Raw genomic sequence first — 14,503 nt, forward strand, 5'->3', positions numbered from 1 at the left:
GTGCCCGAGTACTTCGCTCCGAACAATCCGGACATCGGCTACAACGGTCGCGATCAGGACAAGCCCACCGGTATCCAGATCGGCAACTCCGAGACGCTCCGCGCTCTCGGTCAGGTGTTGGCGGGGGACCAGGGTTTCGAGAACACCCCGGACGCGCAGGACCGCGAGTACACCGCGCAGGTTCTGACGGCGGGACTGGCGGCGCGGGTGCAGACGCTCGAGGGTCGGATGGCGGCGGGAGCTGAGTACTCCGACAACTTCAACCGCATCAACGCCTCGTCTCTCGGGTCACCGAACCCTGGCGTGATTCCGGTGTGGCAGCAGTTCGGCGACGGGCAGCCGTTGGAGATCATCGACCAGGCCGCGCAGCTCAACCAGTCGGCCCCGTTCAATCTGGTCGACGACGGCACCCGGTATGCGCTGTGCCCGCAGGCGGCATCGTCGCCGAACTACTCGGTGATCGCGATCGTGCACCCGCTCCCGAAGTCGGGGAAGATCGCGACCCGCGCGCGTACCAGCATCTACGGCCGGTGCAACGCGGCCGGCACCGAGGGCGTGTACGTCGACTTCTGGGGCGGGCACTGCGAGCTCGGCCGCTTCACGCGGTCGGGCAACTCGATGACCCGATCGCAGTGGAAGTCCAACGACGAACGGTCCTACAGCCTTTCGTCCACTCCGGAGCTGCGGATGAAGGACGCCCGCTACGTGGTGGTGGTCGATGGCGTCGAGCTGATCGTCCACGACGACGTGTCGGGCTTCCCGGTCGACGGGAACCACAAGTTCTCGATGTTCTCCTGCATGACGTGGACCGGGTTCTTCGGTGCCACACCGGAATTCTCGGCAGGCCTGACCGGTTTCGCGATCCGCGGGAGCGAGTTCACGGCGATCGAGGACGCGAAGGCCGATGCCGGTGCGGCGCTCGAGGCGGCGCAGGGTGCGCAGGAAGCGATCGGCACGGTCGTCGAGGATGCGACCGCGGCCGCGACGTCGGCGGCCGAGGCAGCTGCGGCAGCGATCGGTGCCGCTCAGCAGCAGCAGGTCAACGCAGTACAGGCCGCGATCATCGGTGTGCAGAAAGGCCTCCCGGTCGTCCCGTACCACCACTGCATGACCAACCACGAGTGCACGTTCCACCAGATCTCGCGTGACCGGGATGTCAACGGTCTGTCCGGCGGCGTGTCGAATACGTCCGGTTCGGGGTGGAGCACTCACGATCACGTCCGCGGCACTACCGGCACCCGCACGGGTGACACCACGCTCGACCCTCATGGGCACAACGACAGCTTCGCGGTGACCAAAGCGGACCCGGTGTATCTTCCGCCGCAGAACTCGGTCGAGGCGGGGTTCGTTCGGGTTCAGTGGTCCGGTGGTCGTGGCTCGGTCGTGTACGCGTTGGGCAGCATTCCTGCGTCGTCACCGAACCCGCTCTACATCCTGATCGGACGAATGAATCCGGACGACGGGTCGGTGTTGATCGAGCATGTGTCGCCGGACCAGTCCGCGGCGATCACCGGTCCGGGGGAGCAGATCTACAACCTGCCGAACGAGTTGGTGTTCGAGGCGAACGAGTCGGTGTGGCTGGCTGTTCATCAGCCCGGCCCGGCGAACACGCAGCGCCAGCTGGTCGGCAAGATCAACAACGCACCGATATCGCGTGAGGGCCTGCTGTATCCGCCTCAGATCGCGAATCGGATCATCTCGTCGTCGGTGATCACCGAACAGTCGGTCATCGCATCGACATCGCTGACGTTCCCGTCGGCGGCGGCGCTGTTGTGGATCGGGATCGGGCAGCCGACGAATCTGCCGTTGCCCGAGCGGGTCGTCTATTTCGAGGACTTCTCCTCGGGCTCGATTCCGCCGACGCTCTCACGTCAGGAGGGCGCGGCGGCCGTGGTGGTCTCGGGTGCGATCATGCTACCGAGCGGCCTGATCGACAACGGTCGACGTCGGTATCGGGTCACGGCCAAGATGGCGCGTGACAATCACGAGGTGTCCGGGCAGATCCGGACGCCGACCGCGCGGCCTGCGTATCTCCGCGTCCGCAGCTATGTCGATGTCGAAGTCCGTTCCACGGGTGTGACATTGGCGTATCGGCCGTGGCTCGGTGGTGGTGTGCTGACGTCGCAGGACTTCACCGTCAACTCCGGCGACGTCTTCAAACTGCGCGCCGAGGGCAATGTGTTCACGGTATTCAAGCTCACCGGGACCGATACGTGGACAACGGTTCTCACCTATCCCGACTCGTCGAACGCGATTCCGCGTGGGTCGGCGTACCGCTACACCGAACTCGGATTGAGCCGTTCCGATTTCCTCAATTCCGGTGGCTGGGAATACATCCTGGCCCAGGACCTCCCCGACCCCGAATAGGAGCAGGTCGTATGCGAGCTGTGTTCACCGACGAGGAAGGGTGCGAGTACACCGCGCACCGAGATGGCGAGATGTTGGTGATCACCCGAACCGATGTACCGGACATCTCGTTCGCGGGCCGGGTGGAACCGCTGCCCGCGTACGAGCCGGTGTTCGTGGTGCCCGAGGCCGAACCGTATGCCGGGATCGGTCCCGTTCTCGAAGGTCAGATCGTCCCCGAACCGGAACCCGAGTCGGGGGCCGTGCTCGCTATCGAAGCTCAGGAAGGATCGGCATGACGTCACCGGTGTTGGAGTACGGGCGTGTGGAGGATTGGATCGGTGGTCTCGTCATGGACGGCCTCGACTCCGACGATCTGCCCGATGATGTGGCGCTGACCGGGACGGTCAAGCTCGAACCGATGCTCGCCGAGTCGGCCGGCGGAATTCGTGTGCCGACGATGCCGAAGTGGCTGTCGGTGCAGCCGATCACGTGCTCCTACGTCAACGGTCGGCTGACTCATCGTGGGTTGCCGTACGTGATGCTGCTGGCCCCGAACGAGGCGACCAATCCGACGAACTGGAAGTGGCAGGCCTCGTTCGATCTACGGCTCAACGGTGCGCAGGTGGTGCGTAAGCAGTTCGCGTTCGTGCTCCCGGTCTACGATCCCGATGCCGAATTGGTGGCGGGGCGCAATCCGACGGTCGTGAATCTGACGACGGTGCAGCCGGTGAACGTGCCGGGCTCCGGTACCGGTGTGGTGCAGGGTCCGGCCGGGTTCTCGATCTCCGGTGTGGAGATCGTCGAGGACGGGATCCAGTTCTACCGCGAGGCCCCGGGATCTCCGGGCGGTCAGGTGCCGGTCGGTGTTCCTGTTCCGTTGCCTGCGGGTAGCGGGGAGGTCGCGGACGATTCGATCGACGCGGCCAAGCTCGCCCCGGCGGTGCGCACGAAGGTGGAGTCTGCCCTCACACAGGACGAGGCCGATGCTCAGTACGCAGAGTCGAAGGCTCCGTTCTTCGCTCGGCGCGACGATGCCATCCCGAAGGTGTACGGATACTTCGGTGACCGCGCGAATGCGTATGGTGCAGCTCCGGTGCTGGATTCGGGGGAGCAGACGACGTTCGCCGGTGTCGCGCCGTCGGTGGCGTCGGGAACGCTGACCTCGCTCGGCTCCGGTGTCCGCGCCTCGTACACCCGGTCCCCGGATCTGGGAGCGAATGTCACGCGCATCGGGGGCCGGTTCATGTTCATCCCGGGGTCCGGGAATCGGACGGCCGGAGGTACGGCGTGCATCGCGATCGCGACCGGTCTGATCGATCCGAGCAATATCACCGTCGACATGGCCTGCCATTTCTTCAGCACGCGGACCGCGTGGGCGTTCACGGTGTGGCTGCACGGTGTGGGACAGACCGTTCTCGCGAACGGCACCTACGCGACGGCGTTGGCGGCCGATGCTCGGACCGAGTACGAGATGCAGGCGTGGCTCGACGGCACGACGGCGACGTTCGATCTGCCGGATGGCTCGCGCCGTACGGTGCAGGATCAGCGGGTCGTCGACTACGCGGGTCGGTTCGCGTTCTGGGAGTCGTATCTTCCCGGTGGCGATACCGACGATCTGGCGGCGTTCCGGCATGTGTGGGCCGACACCGGTCCGATTCGTGTGCCGCGTCAGGTCATCGACAAGGTGGAAGCTGACACTCGTTATGTTCCCTTCGAGCGGCTCGCGAAGAACCCGGATCTGCTGATCTCGGGGGCCATCACACGCGATGCGAATCAGGCAGTGACGAGTGCCGCTGTGGTCTGGCCGGACGGCACGCCAGGCACCTTCACGGCCGAAACTCTGTCGAGCGCATTCCCCGGTGCTGTCGACGGATACCGCATCACCTACGGCTCGCCCGCCACGAAGACCTACACCCAACCGACCATCACGCGGAACGCTGCCGGTGCAGCCACCGCCGTACCCGCGATTGTGGTGAGCTGACATGGGCGTACTCGACGCACCAGCACTGTCCCCGAAGACCGCTGCCCTGACCTACCGTTCACGGAAGAACTCCACCATCGTGTGGTGGGGGGACTCAAACACCGCCAACGGCTCGAACGGGTCGCTGTCGACACGGCCCGGCTCGTTCTGGCCGTGGGCGAATATCATGCTCGGCCACCGACTACGCACGCTGAAGAACGCGGGCGTCGGCGGCGAGACCAGCACGCAGATCCTCGCCCGATTCGACGCCGACGTGAAAGCATTCGCCCCCGCCTGGGTACATATCCTCGCCGGAACCAACGACGCGGGAGACACCGCCGTCGCAGTGCCCCTCGCCACGACTCAGGCGAACATCCTCGCCATGATCGACAAGTGCCGCGAGATCGGCGCACGAGTCCTTGTTGGAACCATTCCGCCTCGCAACACACGCACCACCGCATCACGAGCTCATGCGATGGGACTGAACGGATGGATTCGCCAGCTCCCGTACCTGCAACCCGACGTCATCGTCGTCGACTACTTCGGCGTTCTTGCGGACCCGGCCGTCGCAGACAACTGGATTGCCGGTTACGCAATGGACGACAACACGCACTTCCGGGGAATCGGCGCGTGCACAGCAGGCAAGCTGCTGGCTGACACGCTTCGCTCGCTGGTCCCACCACTGATTCGCGTGTCCCGCGTTCACGCCGTCGACCCCACGAACTTGCTCAGCTCGCAGGGGCTATTTCAAGGCGCGGCGGCAGGAACAGCACCGTCCGGATGGACAGCATCCAATGCGTCGTACATCTCCGGTCTCGTCGACCGGACAGATGGAATCCCAGGCAAATGGTTGCAGGTCGTGGTTCCGGACGGAGGCACGTTCTCACTGTCCCGCAACGGTGACCCTGCCGTCGCGACCGGCGAGACTGCAATCTTCGCCGTCGAGTTCGAGGCGACCGGATTGCAGGCGGTCGCCACCTCGGGCACCCAGTATCTGGCTGCGGAGTTCAACGTGCCGTCAGGGATCTTCCCGTCCGAGCTATCGCACGTATCAGGGGGCTCCGGCGATCCGATCCACGGAAACATGGCGCGCTCCGGCGTCCTGGAAACCCCGCCCTACACGCGGCTGGCGGCAGACACCCAACTCCGCCCGATGATTTCCATCGCGGGCGGCGGAACCTACCGGTTCGCGTGCGGAACGGTCACGAAGCTCTAGACGATGTTGCTCGACGCGTAGTCGGCGGCGCACTCCTCGCTGCACACCCCCGACTGCGCGTCATCGCGCAAGATCGTGTCGCAGCCCAAGCACCGACCGTGGCGAAGCTTCTCGTTCGCGATCATCTGACGGATCTTCTCGAACATGGTGGACCTTCCTGAGAGAGGCTGCGATGCCGACCGACAGCCACAACAGCATCGCAGAGCTGGGCCATGCGAGCGCATCGAAGATGAAGAACTGGGCGAGCCACACCCCGATCACAACACGGGCCGTGCCCCGGTCTCGACGGATGGCTGCGATGAGTATGCCTGAGACCAGCAGTGTTCCGGCGAGACCGTATTGAATGAACAGCAGCAGGAACTGGTTGTCGATGGCAATGAAGCGATCGGACTGCAGGAGACCGGCGTTCTGCAGGCGAGGTGTCGAAGCACTGCCGTCACCGAACATGAGGGTGGGGAAATCTCGAATGTTGAACAGCTTCGGCACGACCTCGAGGGCCCCGGCGCGGTGCGAGTACGAACCACTGTCAAAGAACTCTGCGATGCGCTCGGAACCGAGGATTGCTGCGACGAGCAGGATCGGGATACCGAAGAACATTGCCCGACCGAGCATGGCGGTCCAGGTCCGTGCGCCCCACAGGATCAGCAGGAGGGCACCGAGAACGATGACTGCGTTGCGACTGCCGGACGCCAGAATCCCGGCGGTGAGCACTGCCAGAAGGGAGAGGCGAGCAGGTAGGCGCGGCACTGCGTCGGTGGCAATCGTCAAGGTGACCGCCATGAGCGCTAGCGCGGCGAGGACGAGGGGGTGCCCTAGCGTTCCTTGCGCTCGGGCGAATCCCTCGATCAATTCGGATCGGATCGCAACGGACTCCCCGTCTGGCATCACCCGCGCCCCGCGCCACAGTGGCTCGATGCCGGCCATCACCTCGACGACGGCATAGGCGCATTGGGCTGCCGCGATGCCGATTACCCACTGGAACACCGGTCGGACGACGTTGTGCTGCACCAGCGATGCGCCGAGGATCGTGCCTGAGGCAGCGATGCCGACCATCGATCCGAGCGCGAGCCACTGGTACGTGTCGTCGGCGCGAAGGTTGGCGATGCAGCCGACGACCAGGAACGCTGTTCCGGCGACACCTGTCGATGGGTGCAGTGTGGTGCCACCATCTTTGATCACGACGCCGATCGTCGCGATAGCGATGAGAGCGAGGACGGGGAGCCGTAGCGAGGTGTCTGCGCCCGTCAGTCGAAGTACTGGGATCAGAGTAAGAATCGCGATCACAGCGACAGTCGCGGCGAGTGTCAGATTCGCGCTGGATGGTCGGTGCACCTTCGCATTGTGCCGCACCCGGACGGAATTGCTCGTCTCAGCGGAGGTTCGACCGCACTCGCTGCACGAACCATCGGGCAGTGTCGGTGATCTGACGGGTTTCGTACCAATGCAGGAACGGTCTGTCGATGAAGGCCCAGATAACAAGGATGGCGATTGCAGCTCCGAGGTAGACCCATCCCGCGCCACCGAGTGCGAGTCCGGCCAGATAGAAGACTGCGAGGAGCAGCACCAGCTTGCATACGGTCTGGGCGGGCAGCGGTGGTCTGTCCATGCGCGACATCATGCCGTACCGCCCGCCATTAGGGTTCCTCAGTTGGCGTAGTAGCCGTCGATGTAGGAGTCGATCGCGGCGTGTGTCGGCTTCTCCTTTGCAAGGATTCCGCGAACTGCTTCCGGAAGGTAGTCGCCGTCGCCCTCGGTCTGATACCGCTTGGCGAGCTTCACGGTCAGACCGCCCTCCTTGAGCATGGTTTCAAGAAGAGTCCAGGACGAGTCATTGCTGGTTGCCATGAAGCGAAACATTACAGAGTCGGCTGTTTGAACGACCCTCTCCGAACGGGCGCATAACGCGAGGTGTTGTAACAGGTGTTGGAACACCGCAGTTGACGGGTGTTCCAACACCGGGCTAAGATTGACGCATGTCAAACACCGAAATTGAAGTGACACCGGAAATGGTTCGGGCGGTAGCTGGATTGATCTTCGACACGGGGCTTCCCGCGTCGATTGCTCACGAGCTGACCGGCATGGCCGAGCAGATGGAGAAGGAAGCCGAAGAGCCTCGCCGGTACTGCGCCGGCCGTCCGGTCTTCTTCGCCGATGACATCGCCGAAGCAGACGGGGAGCCACTCAAGATGTACAGCGCACGTCCCGACCCGGATGGGCTCTGGACGGTCTGGTCCGACGAAGGCTTGATCGAGTGGCGCTACCGGGCCGAAGAGCTGCGTTTCCTGGGCGCACGTACGACATGAGTGTTGGAACACCGGCTAACGTTCCGCGTGTGCCGAACAAGCCCAAGACCACCATCCGCGGATTCCGTATCGACGACGACCTGTACGACGCGGCTCGCGCTGCGGCTGAGTTCAACGGGGAGACGTTGTCGGATGTGGTGCGGCGTGCACTCGTCGGGTACGTCAAACGCACCGACAAGAAACGAGGTCGGGAGTAATGCCGAATCCGGAACGAGTTCAGCGGAAGCGGACGAAGGGTTGGCGGATGCCGAAGGGTGCCGTCTATGTCGGTCGACCAACCAAGTGGGGCAATCCCTATCGAGTCGGCGACGAAAGCGCATGGATCGGTGCGGACCTGCTATTCAGTGGTGATGACGGCGAACCACTAAATGCTCGTGACACCGTCGAGCTGTTCTCGGCTGCAATGGGGCGATACGTGCTTGCAGTCACTCCCGAGCAGGTTCGAGCGGAGCTGGAGGGCCAACTACTGGTGTGCTGGTGCCCGCTTGATCAACCGTGTCACGCAGACGTCTTGCTGGAGCTCGCAAACGGCACATAACAGTAGGTTTGTCCCCACCGTGGGGACACATCAGAGGTAGGGTGTAGCCATGATGGAGTTCATGCCCGACGGCAAATCGCAGACCGGAGATCCGTTCTGGCGGCTATTTCTGAGTGACCACGAGAACGAGGATGGTCGCGCCCAGTGGGATCCCGATACGGGGAAGATCAGCCTGCTGGGTGTTCCGTACTCGCTGACCGAGGATCACGTCGAGAAACTTGCGACAGCACTCCATCGGTTCCGCACATGGAGGATCGCTACACGCAAGGCTGAGCGCTACGCAATCACCGAGGACTCGGAAGGGCAGCCGACGATTCGCATCATGGATCAGCCGGTGCGCGTCTCCGAGGAGTTCTTGCGCGACATACGCAAACGGTGACTCCGCAGAAACGCGGCGTTGTCCCGACGGTCGAGGAGCAGCGGTTACGTGCTGCGGTGATCGGCGCGGAGGCAGCGGAGAAGGAACTGCACGCCGCTGTCGTGGCCGCGCTGATTGCGGGCGGGTCGGTCCGGGAAGTCGCCCGAGTCTCCGGCATCAGCGTCAACACGATCGAGCGTTGGGGTCGTGCGGGTGGTTGGCCGTCGAAGGAGCAGTCGGCGGCGTGGGCGAAGGCGAGAGCCGACCAGGAAGCACTCCGGGCGCGGCAGGCAGAAGCACGACGACGACTCGAGGAGATGGACCATGAGTGAGGCAGCGCAGGAGTCCGAATCGTGCTGGACGTGCGGTGGCGATTGGGATGACTGCCGACACTCGTCCTACTCCGCGTACCTGCCGAGCGCCCCTGAATGGCTCAGCTGGAATTGCGTCGATGCCGAGACAGGGTCTGTGAAAATCACCCTCGTCGACTGGCTTGGGCGCGTCCGTGGCGAACAGAAAATCGCGGTCGATCTCTACGGCACTGGAGGCGTCAGAGAAGCCGGTCAACGTCTGATCGAGCGCGACGCGACACGGCTCTGGTATCCCATGCGTCCCTCACCCGCGGACACCTGAACTGCAGAGAAGTGTGCCCGAGGCTGTGTTGCATTGGCGCGCATAATATTGCTCGAGCAGCGATATTATGCGTGCGTTTGCAACACTCCGGCACAGCTCACCGGGTGGCAGTATTCTGGCCTCATGCTCGTACAGGAGATGCGCACCGGTAGTCGGACCATGAGGTGGACGTGTGGCCGCGAAGGCTGCGACTTCACCGCCGTCAAGGACATCACCGACGCGCAGCCCGGCGAGCACTTCGACCTTCCTGAGATCGACGCCCACAACTTCGAGGCCCACAGTGCTCGCCAGTACGTCGGGCTCGACGTTCGTCGCGAGCCGTTCGCGGCCGTGTCGCTCTCGGACCTGATCGTCGACGAGGACGAATCTCGATGACCGACGGCAACACGTTCACCCCGCCCGCCGACGAAGGACAGGCCGGCTGGGTGCTGCTCCCGGACGGCCGCTACGGCTACCGGTACGAGGGCTCGGACGACGTCATCATCCACAACACACGTGAGGACGGAAGCGGCTATGACGCTGCACGTTGACCTGAACATCAACGCCGACTCGATCGGATCGCTTCACGTCACTCGAATCCTGAGCGGGCCAGATGGAATTCACGAGTACCGCGTGGAGTACCGGGACGAGAACAACCACTTCTACGTCGAGCTCACACACCAGGAATCCCGTGGCGCATTGGAGCTCACGCGCCTCGCGATCGAAGCAGTGCAGGCAGAGCAGACGCGACAGGCGAAGGGGATCATCGATCAGATGAAAGCAGTCTCGCGGTCGCGTGACATCATTGCCGACCTCGCGATCTAGCTAGGGTCCGATCTCGACCAACTGGATTTCTTCGACGTCCTGCACCGACTTCCTGCCGGATTGAGTCCACGTTTCGCGCCCGGTCTCGGCGTCGCACTCGTAGGTCCATTCCGTGACCCATGGCCGACTGGCCATCGCACCCTCGAGCGTGGCGAATGGCTCGGCCATGCCACCGCGCGCTTCGTAGCTGATGGTGTCGACGAGGTACACGGATGCCATGACCTGATTATGCCCGGTTATCGGGCGCGGCCGTCGAAACTGCTGTCGGTGCATTCGGCGGTCATGGGTGGGAAGTGGGTCACCGCGCCGCATTCTCGGCATGTATGGGTTCTGTGGTGGTGGATCTCGCAGGAACAGGCCTGCGATCCGACGAGGACCCGGCCGGCGCGTAGTGCGTGACCGCGCGGGCAGTGCGTCGGTGCTGGTTCGGCCCATCTGTCGCCGATCCGGTACAGCTCCACAGGCGCGCCTCCCAAACGTAGTCGCGGGACACGATCCAGGCTTCCCTTCCCGACCGCGTCCCGCTGACAATCAAGCTAGCAGAACTCGAACACCCGTGCGAACCGATGCGTGAGGTGGTGGCGCTGATGGCTGCTGGTGGCCCAAGAACTGATCGGTGAGTATCGCCCGATCGCAACGCTTCTCAACAGGAGGAGGTGTCGCCCTGTGTGGTGGCAGATAGGCGGAGCGGTCGCACTCGCGGCCGTGCTCGCATCGATGGAATACAACCGAAGGAGCATCATCATGGCAGTAGGAATCGAATCCGCCAAGGCCATCGCCGAGGTCCGGGAGGCCATCGCGATCGAGGTCGATCAGGCAGCGACGAAGATCATCGAGGCGACCGGTGCCGACGCGGATACCGCCGCGGAGATTCGCACGTTGCTCGATCCCGTCAAGGGCATCGTGCCCGACGCCGCCGTCGACAACAGTGGTAGTGACACCGGCGGCACTCTCGAAACGGGAGAGGTCAGCGTGAACGAGACCGGCACGGACGAGACCGTTCTCTGATCTGACCGGTCTGCTCGACAACGAAGCCCCACTCGCAATCCGTTGCGGGTGGGGCTTTTTCGTGTCCGAAATCGGTACCGGTGTGCCCGTTTCGGGCGTACTGTGGCGAGAATTAGAAGCGGCCCCGGCCGGTGTTCGAGCACCGGACGAGGCCTTGCCACCCACCAATCCTGAAATTGGAGTGTGACCGTGCTGAACGGTACCGTGCTGTCCGCTGTCCCGCAGTCGTTGACCCCGATCGATCGCGAATTGTACGTCGAATCGTTCCTGCAACGCTGGGACGGGAACACTCGGGTGTCGTACCGATCCGACATGGATATCTTCCTGTTGTGGTGCGACAGAACAAGACTCGACATGTTCGCGGTGCAAAGGCCGCACCTCGAAATGTACATGCGACACCTCGCCGAGGAACGACACAACTGCGCCTCGACCATCCGGCACCGGATGGGCACACTGAAACTGTTCTACGAGATCGCCCTGGACGACGACCTGGTCACGAAAAACCCTGCGCGCCTGCTGAAATTGCCGAAAGATCGTCGGGACACGAACACGAAGGTGCACCTGGACCGCAACGAACTGCAGGCTGTGTGCCGCCAGGCGTACGACTCCTCGCCCGTGGACTACGCCCTCGTCGTCATCATGGGCTACAACGGTTTACGAGTATCGGAGGTGTGCAGCCTCGACGTCCCTGATGTTCTCGGCTACTCCCGTGGCCATCGCGTCATGACCTTCACCCAGAAGGGCGGCGCGCGGGCCATCGTCCCGCAACCCGCCGTCGTCATGCGGGCAATCGATGCGGTCGTCGACGGCCGCACCGAGGGTCCGCTGCTTCGGCGGCGCGACGGATCGCGCATGGTCCGGCACTCGGCCGCGAAAGTGTGCACCCGTGTGGCCAAACATGCCGGGATCGCGATGCGTGTGACGCCACATACGTTCCGGCACAGCATGATCGTGAACGCGATCGACGCAGGTGTCCCACTACGGGAGGTGCAGATCGCCGCGCGTCACGCCGACATCTCAACGACCATCGGCATCTACGACCGCGGCCGCCGGAACCTCGACACCCATGCCGCACACACCCTCGCTGCGTATCTCGGCGCGGTGGCGTGACTGGGTGGGGGCTTAGGCCTCACTCAGCTGCATGCGTGAGGTGTCACCGTCGTAGCTCCAGAGAAGCTTCCATCCATCCCACTCGGCGGTTTGGGTACCGTCGATCGGCCGTGTCTCCTTGATCTGGAAGTCGACGTTGGACGGTGCGGATGACTCGGTGAGAATGCACGTGTAGATGGCTTCGGTCGACTCGGTGCCCGGGTCGAAGTTGTACTCGAGCGAAGTCCCATCAGTTGCCATGTCGAGTGTGGACGACGGACCGCACTTGTCCACGATCTGTTGGGCGGTGACCCGTGATGGTTCCGGGTCACCGCCACAGGCGGAGACGAGGAGTGCGAGCGGAACAAGACCGGTCAGGATTCGAATGTTCATGGAAACTGTGTAGCAGACATTGCCTGAGCTGTTGCTACGGGCGGCGCACGTTGTGCCGACACGTCATTCGCACGAATGAATGGGATTCGCCTCCGATTCAGCGCATGAGCCGTGCCCGAGTTATCCGGCTTGCCGTGCAGTGCGAAACGAGGCCGCGAGATCAGGCATCTCCTGTTCGCTTGCCCGCACTGTGGTCAGCAATGGTGCGGGTGCGGGTGCGGTTACCGGTGCCGGATCCACGATTCTGTTCGGTCGGTGTGCAAGTAGGTATGTCAGGTGGGTGACAGCCAGCAGCGACAGTGGCGGTACTGCGGCAACGAGGATGCGGACGGCGACGGGCAACTCCCCGGTGTACGTCGCGTGCAATGAGTTGCCGGCCAATGACAGGCTCGCGCCGATAGCGAGCAGAGTCCAGGCGTACCAACGGTGTTCGTCGAGTGCGACGACGGCGATGGTGGCGACGAGGACCAGGCCGTCGACGATCAGCGGCCACACCCAGGCCTGCCCGGTCGGTACGCCGGATCTCTCGGCGAGGTCTCGTAGTGCGGTGAAGCTGAGCCAGAACGCGCCGAGCGCGATGAGGATGGTTCCTGCGATCGATGCCGCAGTGAGGAATCGGGACATGGTCTCTCCTGAATCAGGCCGCGGCGGCGAGTGCGTTGACTGCCGCGCGGAGATCTTCGTTGCTGGTGGCGAGGTAGCGCTGGGTGGTGGCGACGTTGGAATGACCGAGGAGGCGGCAGACGATCATGATGTCGCGGCCGCACGCTCGGTACATCCGGGTAGCGAATCGGTGGCGCAGCTTGTGCATGGTCCATCCGGGCGGGAGCAGGTCGCCGACGAGCTTGCCGACGTAGTGCGCCGAGATGTGGCCGTCGACCGCGCCGGGGAAGAGGTAACCGCGCCGGCCGAGACCGTAGGTGTGGCCGCCCGGGCCGCGCAGGATGTCCTTCGCCAGTTTGTCGGTGATCGGCACGGTGCGTTGCTTACCGCCTTTGCCGTGCACGACGAGCTCATAGCCGTCGAACGATTCGAGAACGTCACTGGTGTGGCACTTGGCGACCTCGTCGCGCCGCATCCCGACCTCGTCGGCCAGACGCGCGGCCATGAGCTCGCGTGGTCCGGCGTTGACGATGAGCTGTGCCCACATGTTGTCCGGGACCGGGCGGGGGCGTGGCCGCGACTCGGAGACCTTCGGTAGGTCGATCGCCGGGTTGCTGGTGGCGATGCCGACCTTGATGGCCCAGTCGAAGAACTTGATCAGCGACGACTTCAGGCCGCGGCGATGGTCTTTCGACCAGTCCTGGTGCGCGGTGACGTGCACGATGTCGTCGGCGGTGACGGTCGCCGGAGACTCGCATCCGAGTTTGCGGGCGACGCCACGCACATGACTGCGGCGGGTTCGGATGGTGGTCGCGGGAGCGCCGCCGGAGATCAACCATTCGACCCAACGGATGACAGCGTCTTCCCACTCAGGGGGCAAGGAATACATTTGCTTGTGCATGGTGTGACTGTGACGCAGATAACGTGCGACGTGGTTGGGTTTTGGGACACTCGTCCCAGAGCCGTCGCACGCATTTAGCGTCGGGCGCAGGTGTGTCGTGTGCATGACTGCCTCACGCCGCCGCGGGGAAAGCCAAGGTCAGGACGTTGCCAGACTGGTAATCGAAGGGTTCCTGGTTCGAGTCCAGGTGGGGGAGCGCAGTCCCCGTCCGGTTCGCCGGGTGGGGATTTTTGCTGTCGGGGGTAGGCCACCGGAGCCAAGGCGCGGCGCAGGAACGTACCGGACATGTGGTACCGCGAGTTCGAGCTAGATAACAGATCGTGACGGTTATTTCTGTATATCGAATGA

The 14,503-nt window shown here is 63.7% G+C and carries 22 protein-coding genes; 15 read left to right on the forward strand and 7 right to left on the reverse strand.

Annotated elements, in window-relative coordinates; genetic code table 11:
* From CH273_RS25840 to CH273_RS25855, 4 genes are read left to right on the forward strand one after another with little or no spacing between them, the layout of a single operon-like run.
* Entirely contained in the window at nucleotides 1-2,367 is a 2,367-nt protein-coding gene (locus CH273_RS25840) for a hypothetical protein (protein WP_032394490.1), read from the forward strand.
* 11 nt (nucleotides 2,368-2,378) lie between these two features.
* Nucleotides 2,379-2,645 carry a hypothetical protein gene (locus CH273_RS25845; RefSeq protein WP_032394489.1) on the forward strand — a complete coding sequence of 89 codons (267 nt, stop codon included), beginning with the start codon at nucleotides 2,379-2,381 and terminating at the stop codon, nucleotides 2,643-2,645.
* Nucleotides 2,642-4,330, forward strand: a complete 1,689-nt coding sequence (locus CH273_RS25850) for a hypothetical protein (protein ID WP_032394488.1) — start codon at nucleotides 2,642-2,644, stop codon at nucleotides 4,328-4,330. The genes CH273_RS25845 and CH273_RS25850 overlap by 4 nt, the downstream gene beginning before the upstream one ends.
* Before the next feature lies 1 nt (nucleotide 4,331).
* Entirely contained in the window at nucleotides 4,332-5,525 is a 1,194-nt protein-coding gene (locus tag CH273_RS25855; RefSeq protein ID WP_052049331.1) for an SGNH/GDSL hydrolase family protein, read from the forward strand.
* Nucleotides 5,526-5,585: 60 nt separating this feature from the next.
* On the opposite strand, the gene CH273_RS25860 is transcribed toward CH273_RS25855, so the two are convergent.
* From CH273_RS25860 to CH273_RS25870, 3 genes are all read right to left on the reverse strand, one after another.
* A complete protein-coding gene (locus CH273_RS25860; protein ID WP_143546273.1) occupies nucleotides 5,586-6,809 on the reverse strand; it encodes a hypothetical protein in 1,224 nt (407 codons plus the stop codon).
* An 85-nt stretch (nucleotides 6,810-6,894) separates the two neighbouring features.
* Complete coding sequence (locus tag CH273_RS25865; protein WP_143546274.1) at nucleotides 6,895-7,131, reverse strand: hypothetical protein; 237 nt, start codon at nucleotides 7,129-7,131, stop codon at nucleotides 6,895-6,897.
* A gap of 38 nt (nucleotides 7,132-7,169) precedes the next feature.
* Nucleotides 7,170-7,370, reverse strand: coding sequence for a hypothetical protein (locus tag CH273_RS25870; protein WP_143546275.1), 201 nt, complete (start codon nucleotides 7,368-7,370; stop codon nucleotides 7,170-7,172).
* Between the two features lie 128 nt (nucleotides 7,371-7,498).
* Here CH273_RS25870 and CH273_RS25875 point away from each other — a divergent pair, with 128 nt between their 5' ends.
* From CH273_RS25875 to CH273_RS25900, 9 genes are all read left to right on the forward strand, one after another.
* Nucleotides 7,499-7,828, forward strand: coding sequence for a hypothetical protein (locus tag CH273_RS25875; RefSeq protein WP_143546276.1), 330 nt, complete (start codon nucleotides 7,499-7,501; stop codon nucleotides 7,826-7,828).
* Between the two features lie 29 nt (nucleotides 7,829-7,857).
* Entirely contained in the window at nucleotides 7,858-8,025 is a 168-nt protein-coding gene (locus CH273_RS27885) for a YlcI/YnfO family protein (RefSeq protein ID WP_155290786.1), read from the forward strand.
* Nucleotides 8,025-8,366 (forward strand): DUF4326 domain-containing protein, encoded by a 342-nt coding sequence (locus tag CH273_RS25880; protein WP_032394483.1) that lies wholly within the window; start codon nucleotides 8,025-8,027, stop codon nucleotides 8,364-8,366. The genes CH273_RS27885 and CH273_RS25880 overlap by 1 nt, the downstream gene beginning before the upstream one ends.
* Nucleotides 8,367-8,415: 49 nt before the next feature.
* Nucleotides 8,416-8,745: a hypothetical protein gene (locus CH273_RS25885; protein WP_094638090.1), complete on the forward strand. Its 330-nt coding sequence runs from the start codon at nucleotides 8,416-8,418 to the stop codon at nucleotides 8,743-8,745.
* A complete protein-coding gene (locus tag CH273_RS25890) occupies nucleotides 8,742-9,056 on the forward strand; it encodes a helix-turn-helix domain-containing protein (protein WP_052049330.1) in 315 nt (104 codons plus the stop codon). The genes CH273_RS25885 and CH273_RS25890 overlap by 4 nt, the downstream gene beginning before the upstream one ends.
* Nucleotides 9,049-9,357, forward strand: a complete 309-nt coding sequence (locus CH273_RS27495; protein WP_143546277.1) for a hypothetical protein — start codon at nucleotides 9,049-9,051, stop codon at nucleotides 9,355-9,357. The genes CH273_RS25890 and CH273_RS27495 overlap by 8 nt, the downstream gene beginning before the upstream one ends.
* A gap of 123 nt (nucleotides 9,358-9,480) precedes the next feature.
* Nucleotides 9,481-9,732: a hypothetical protein gene (locus CH273_RS25895; RefSeq protein WP_032394481.1), complete on the forward strand. Its 252-nt coding sequence runs from the start codon at nucleotides 9,481-9,483 to the stop codon at nucleotides 9,730-9,732.
* Complete coding sequence (locus tag CH273_RS27890) at nucleotides 9,729-9,887, forward strand: hypothetical protein (protein WP_179275554.1); 159 nt, start codon at nucleotides 9,729-9,731, stop codon at nucleotides 9,885-9,887. Before CH273_RS25895 ends, CH273_RS27890 begins: the two co-directional genes overlap by 4 nt.
* Nucleotides 9,871-10,161 (forward strand): hypothetical protein, encoded by a 291-nt coding sequence (locus CH273_RS25900; protein WP_032394480.1) that lies wholly within the window; start codon nucleotides 9,871-9,873, stop codon nucleotides 10,159-10,161. Before CH273_RS27890 ends, CH273_RS25900 begins: the two co-directional genes overlap by 17 nt.
* Here CH273_RS25900 and CH273_RS25905 read toward each other — a convergent pair whose 3' ends face one another.
* Nucleotides 10,162-10,380, reverse strand: a complete 219-nt coding sequence (locus CH273_RS25905) for a hypothetical protein (protein WP_032394479.1) — start codon at nucleotides 10,378-10,380, stop codon at nucleotides 10,162-10,164. It lies immediately after the preceding gene.
* 525 nt (nucleotides 10,381-10,905) lie between these two features.
* Between CH273_RS25905 and CH273_RS25910 the strand changes: the two genes are divergently transcribed.
* Together CH273_RS25910 and CH273_RS25915 are read left to right on the forward strand one after the other, a co-directional pair.
* Nucleotides 10,906-11,169, forward strand: a complete 264-nt coding sequence (locus CH273_RS25910; protein WP_143546278.1) for a hypothetical protein — start codon at nucleotides 10,906-10,908, stop codon at nucleotides 11,167-11,169.
* Nucleotides 11,170-11,352: 183 nt separating this feature from the next.
* Entirely contained in the window at nucleotides 11,353-12,279 is a 927-nt protein-coding gene (locus CH273_RS25915; RefSeq protein ID WP_052049329.1) for a tyrosine-type recombinase/integrase, read from the forward strand.
* 12 nt (nucleotides 12,280-12,291) lie between these two features.
* On the opposite strand, the gene CH273_RS25920 is transcribed toward CH273_RS25915, so the two are convergent.
* From CH273_RS25920 to CH273_RS25930, 3 genes are all read right to left on the reverse strand, one after another.
* Nucleotides 12,292-12,651: a hypothetical protein gene (locus CH273_RS25920; RefSeq protein WP_032394477.1), complete on the reverse strand. Its 360-nt coding sequence runs from the start codon at nucleotides 12,649-12,651 to the stop codon at nucleotides 12,292-12,294.
* Between the two features lie 120 nt (nucleotides 12,652-12,771).
* Nucleotides 12,772-13,275, reverse strand: coding sequence for a DUF2637 domain-containing protein (locus tag CH273_RS25925; protein ID WP_052049328.1), 504 nt, complete (start codon nucleotides 13,273-13,275; stop codon nucleotides 12,772-12,774).
* A 13-nt stretch (nucleotides 13,276-13,288) separates the two neighbouring features.
* A complete protein-coding gene (locus tag CH273_RS25930) occupies nucleotides 13,289-14,155 on the reverse strand; it encodes a tyrosine-type recombinase/integrase (protein WP_230596655.1) in 867 nt (288 codons plus the stop codon).
* Nucleotides 14,156-14,503: the final 348 nt, after the last annotated feature.

It is taken from the genome of Rhodococcus sp. 05-339-2 (genome assembly GCF_002258965.1).
Taxonomy (GTDB): Bacteria; Actinomycetota; Actinomycetes; order Mycobacteriales; family Mycobacteriaceae; genus Rhodococcoides.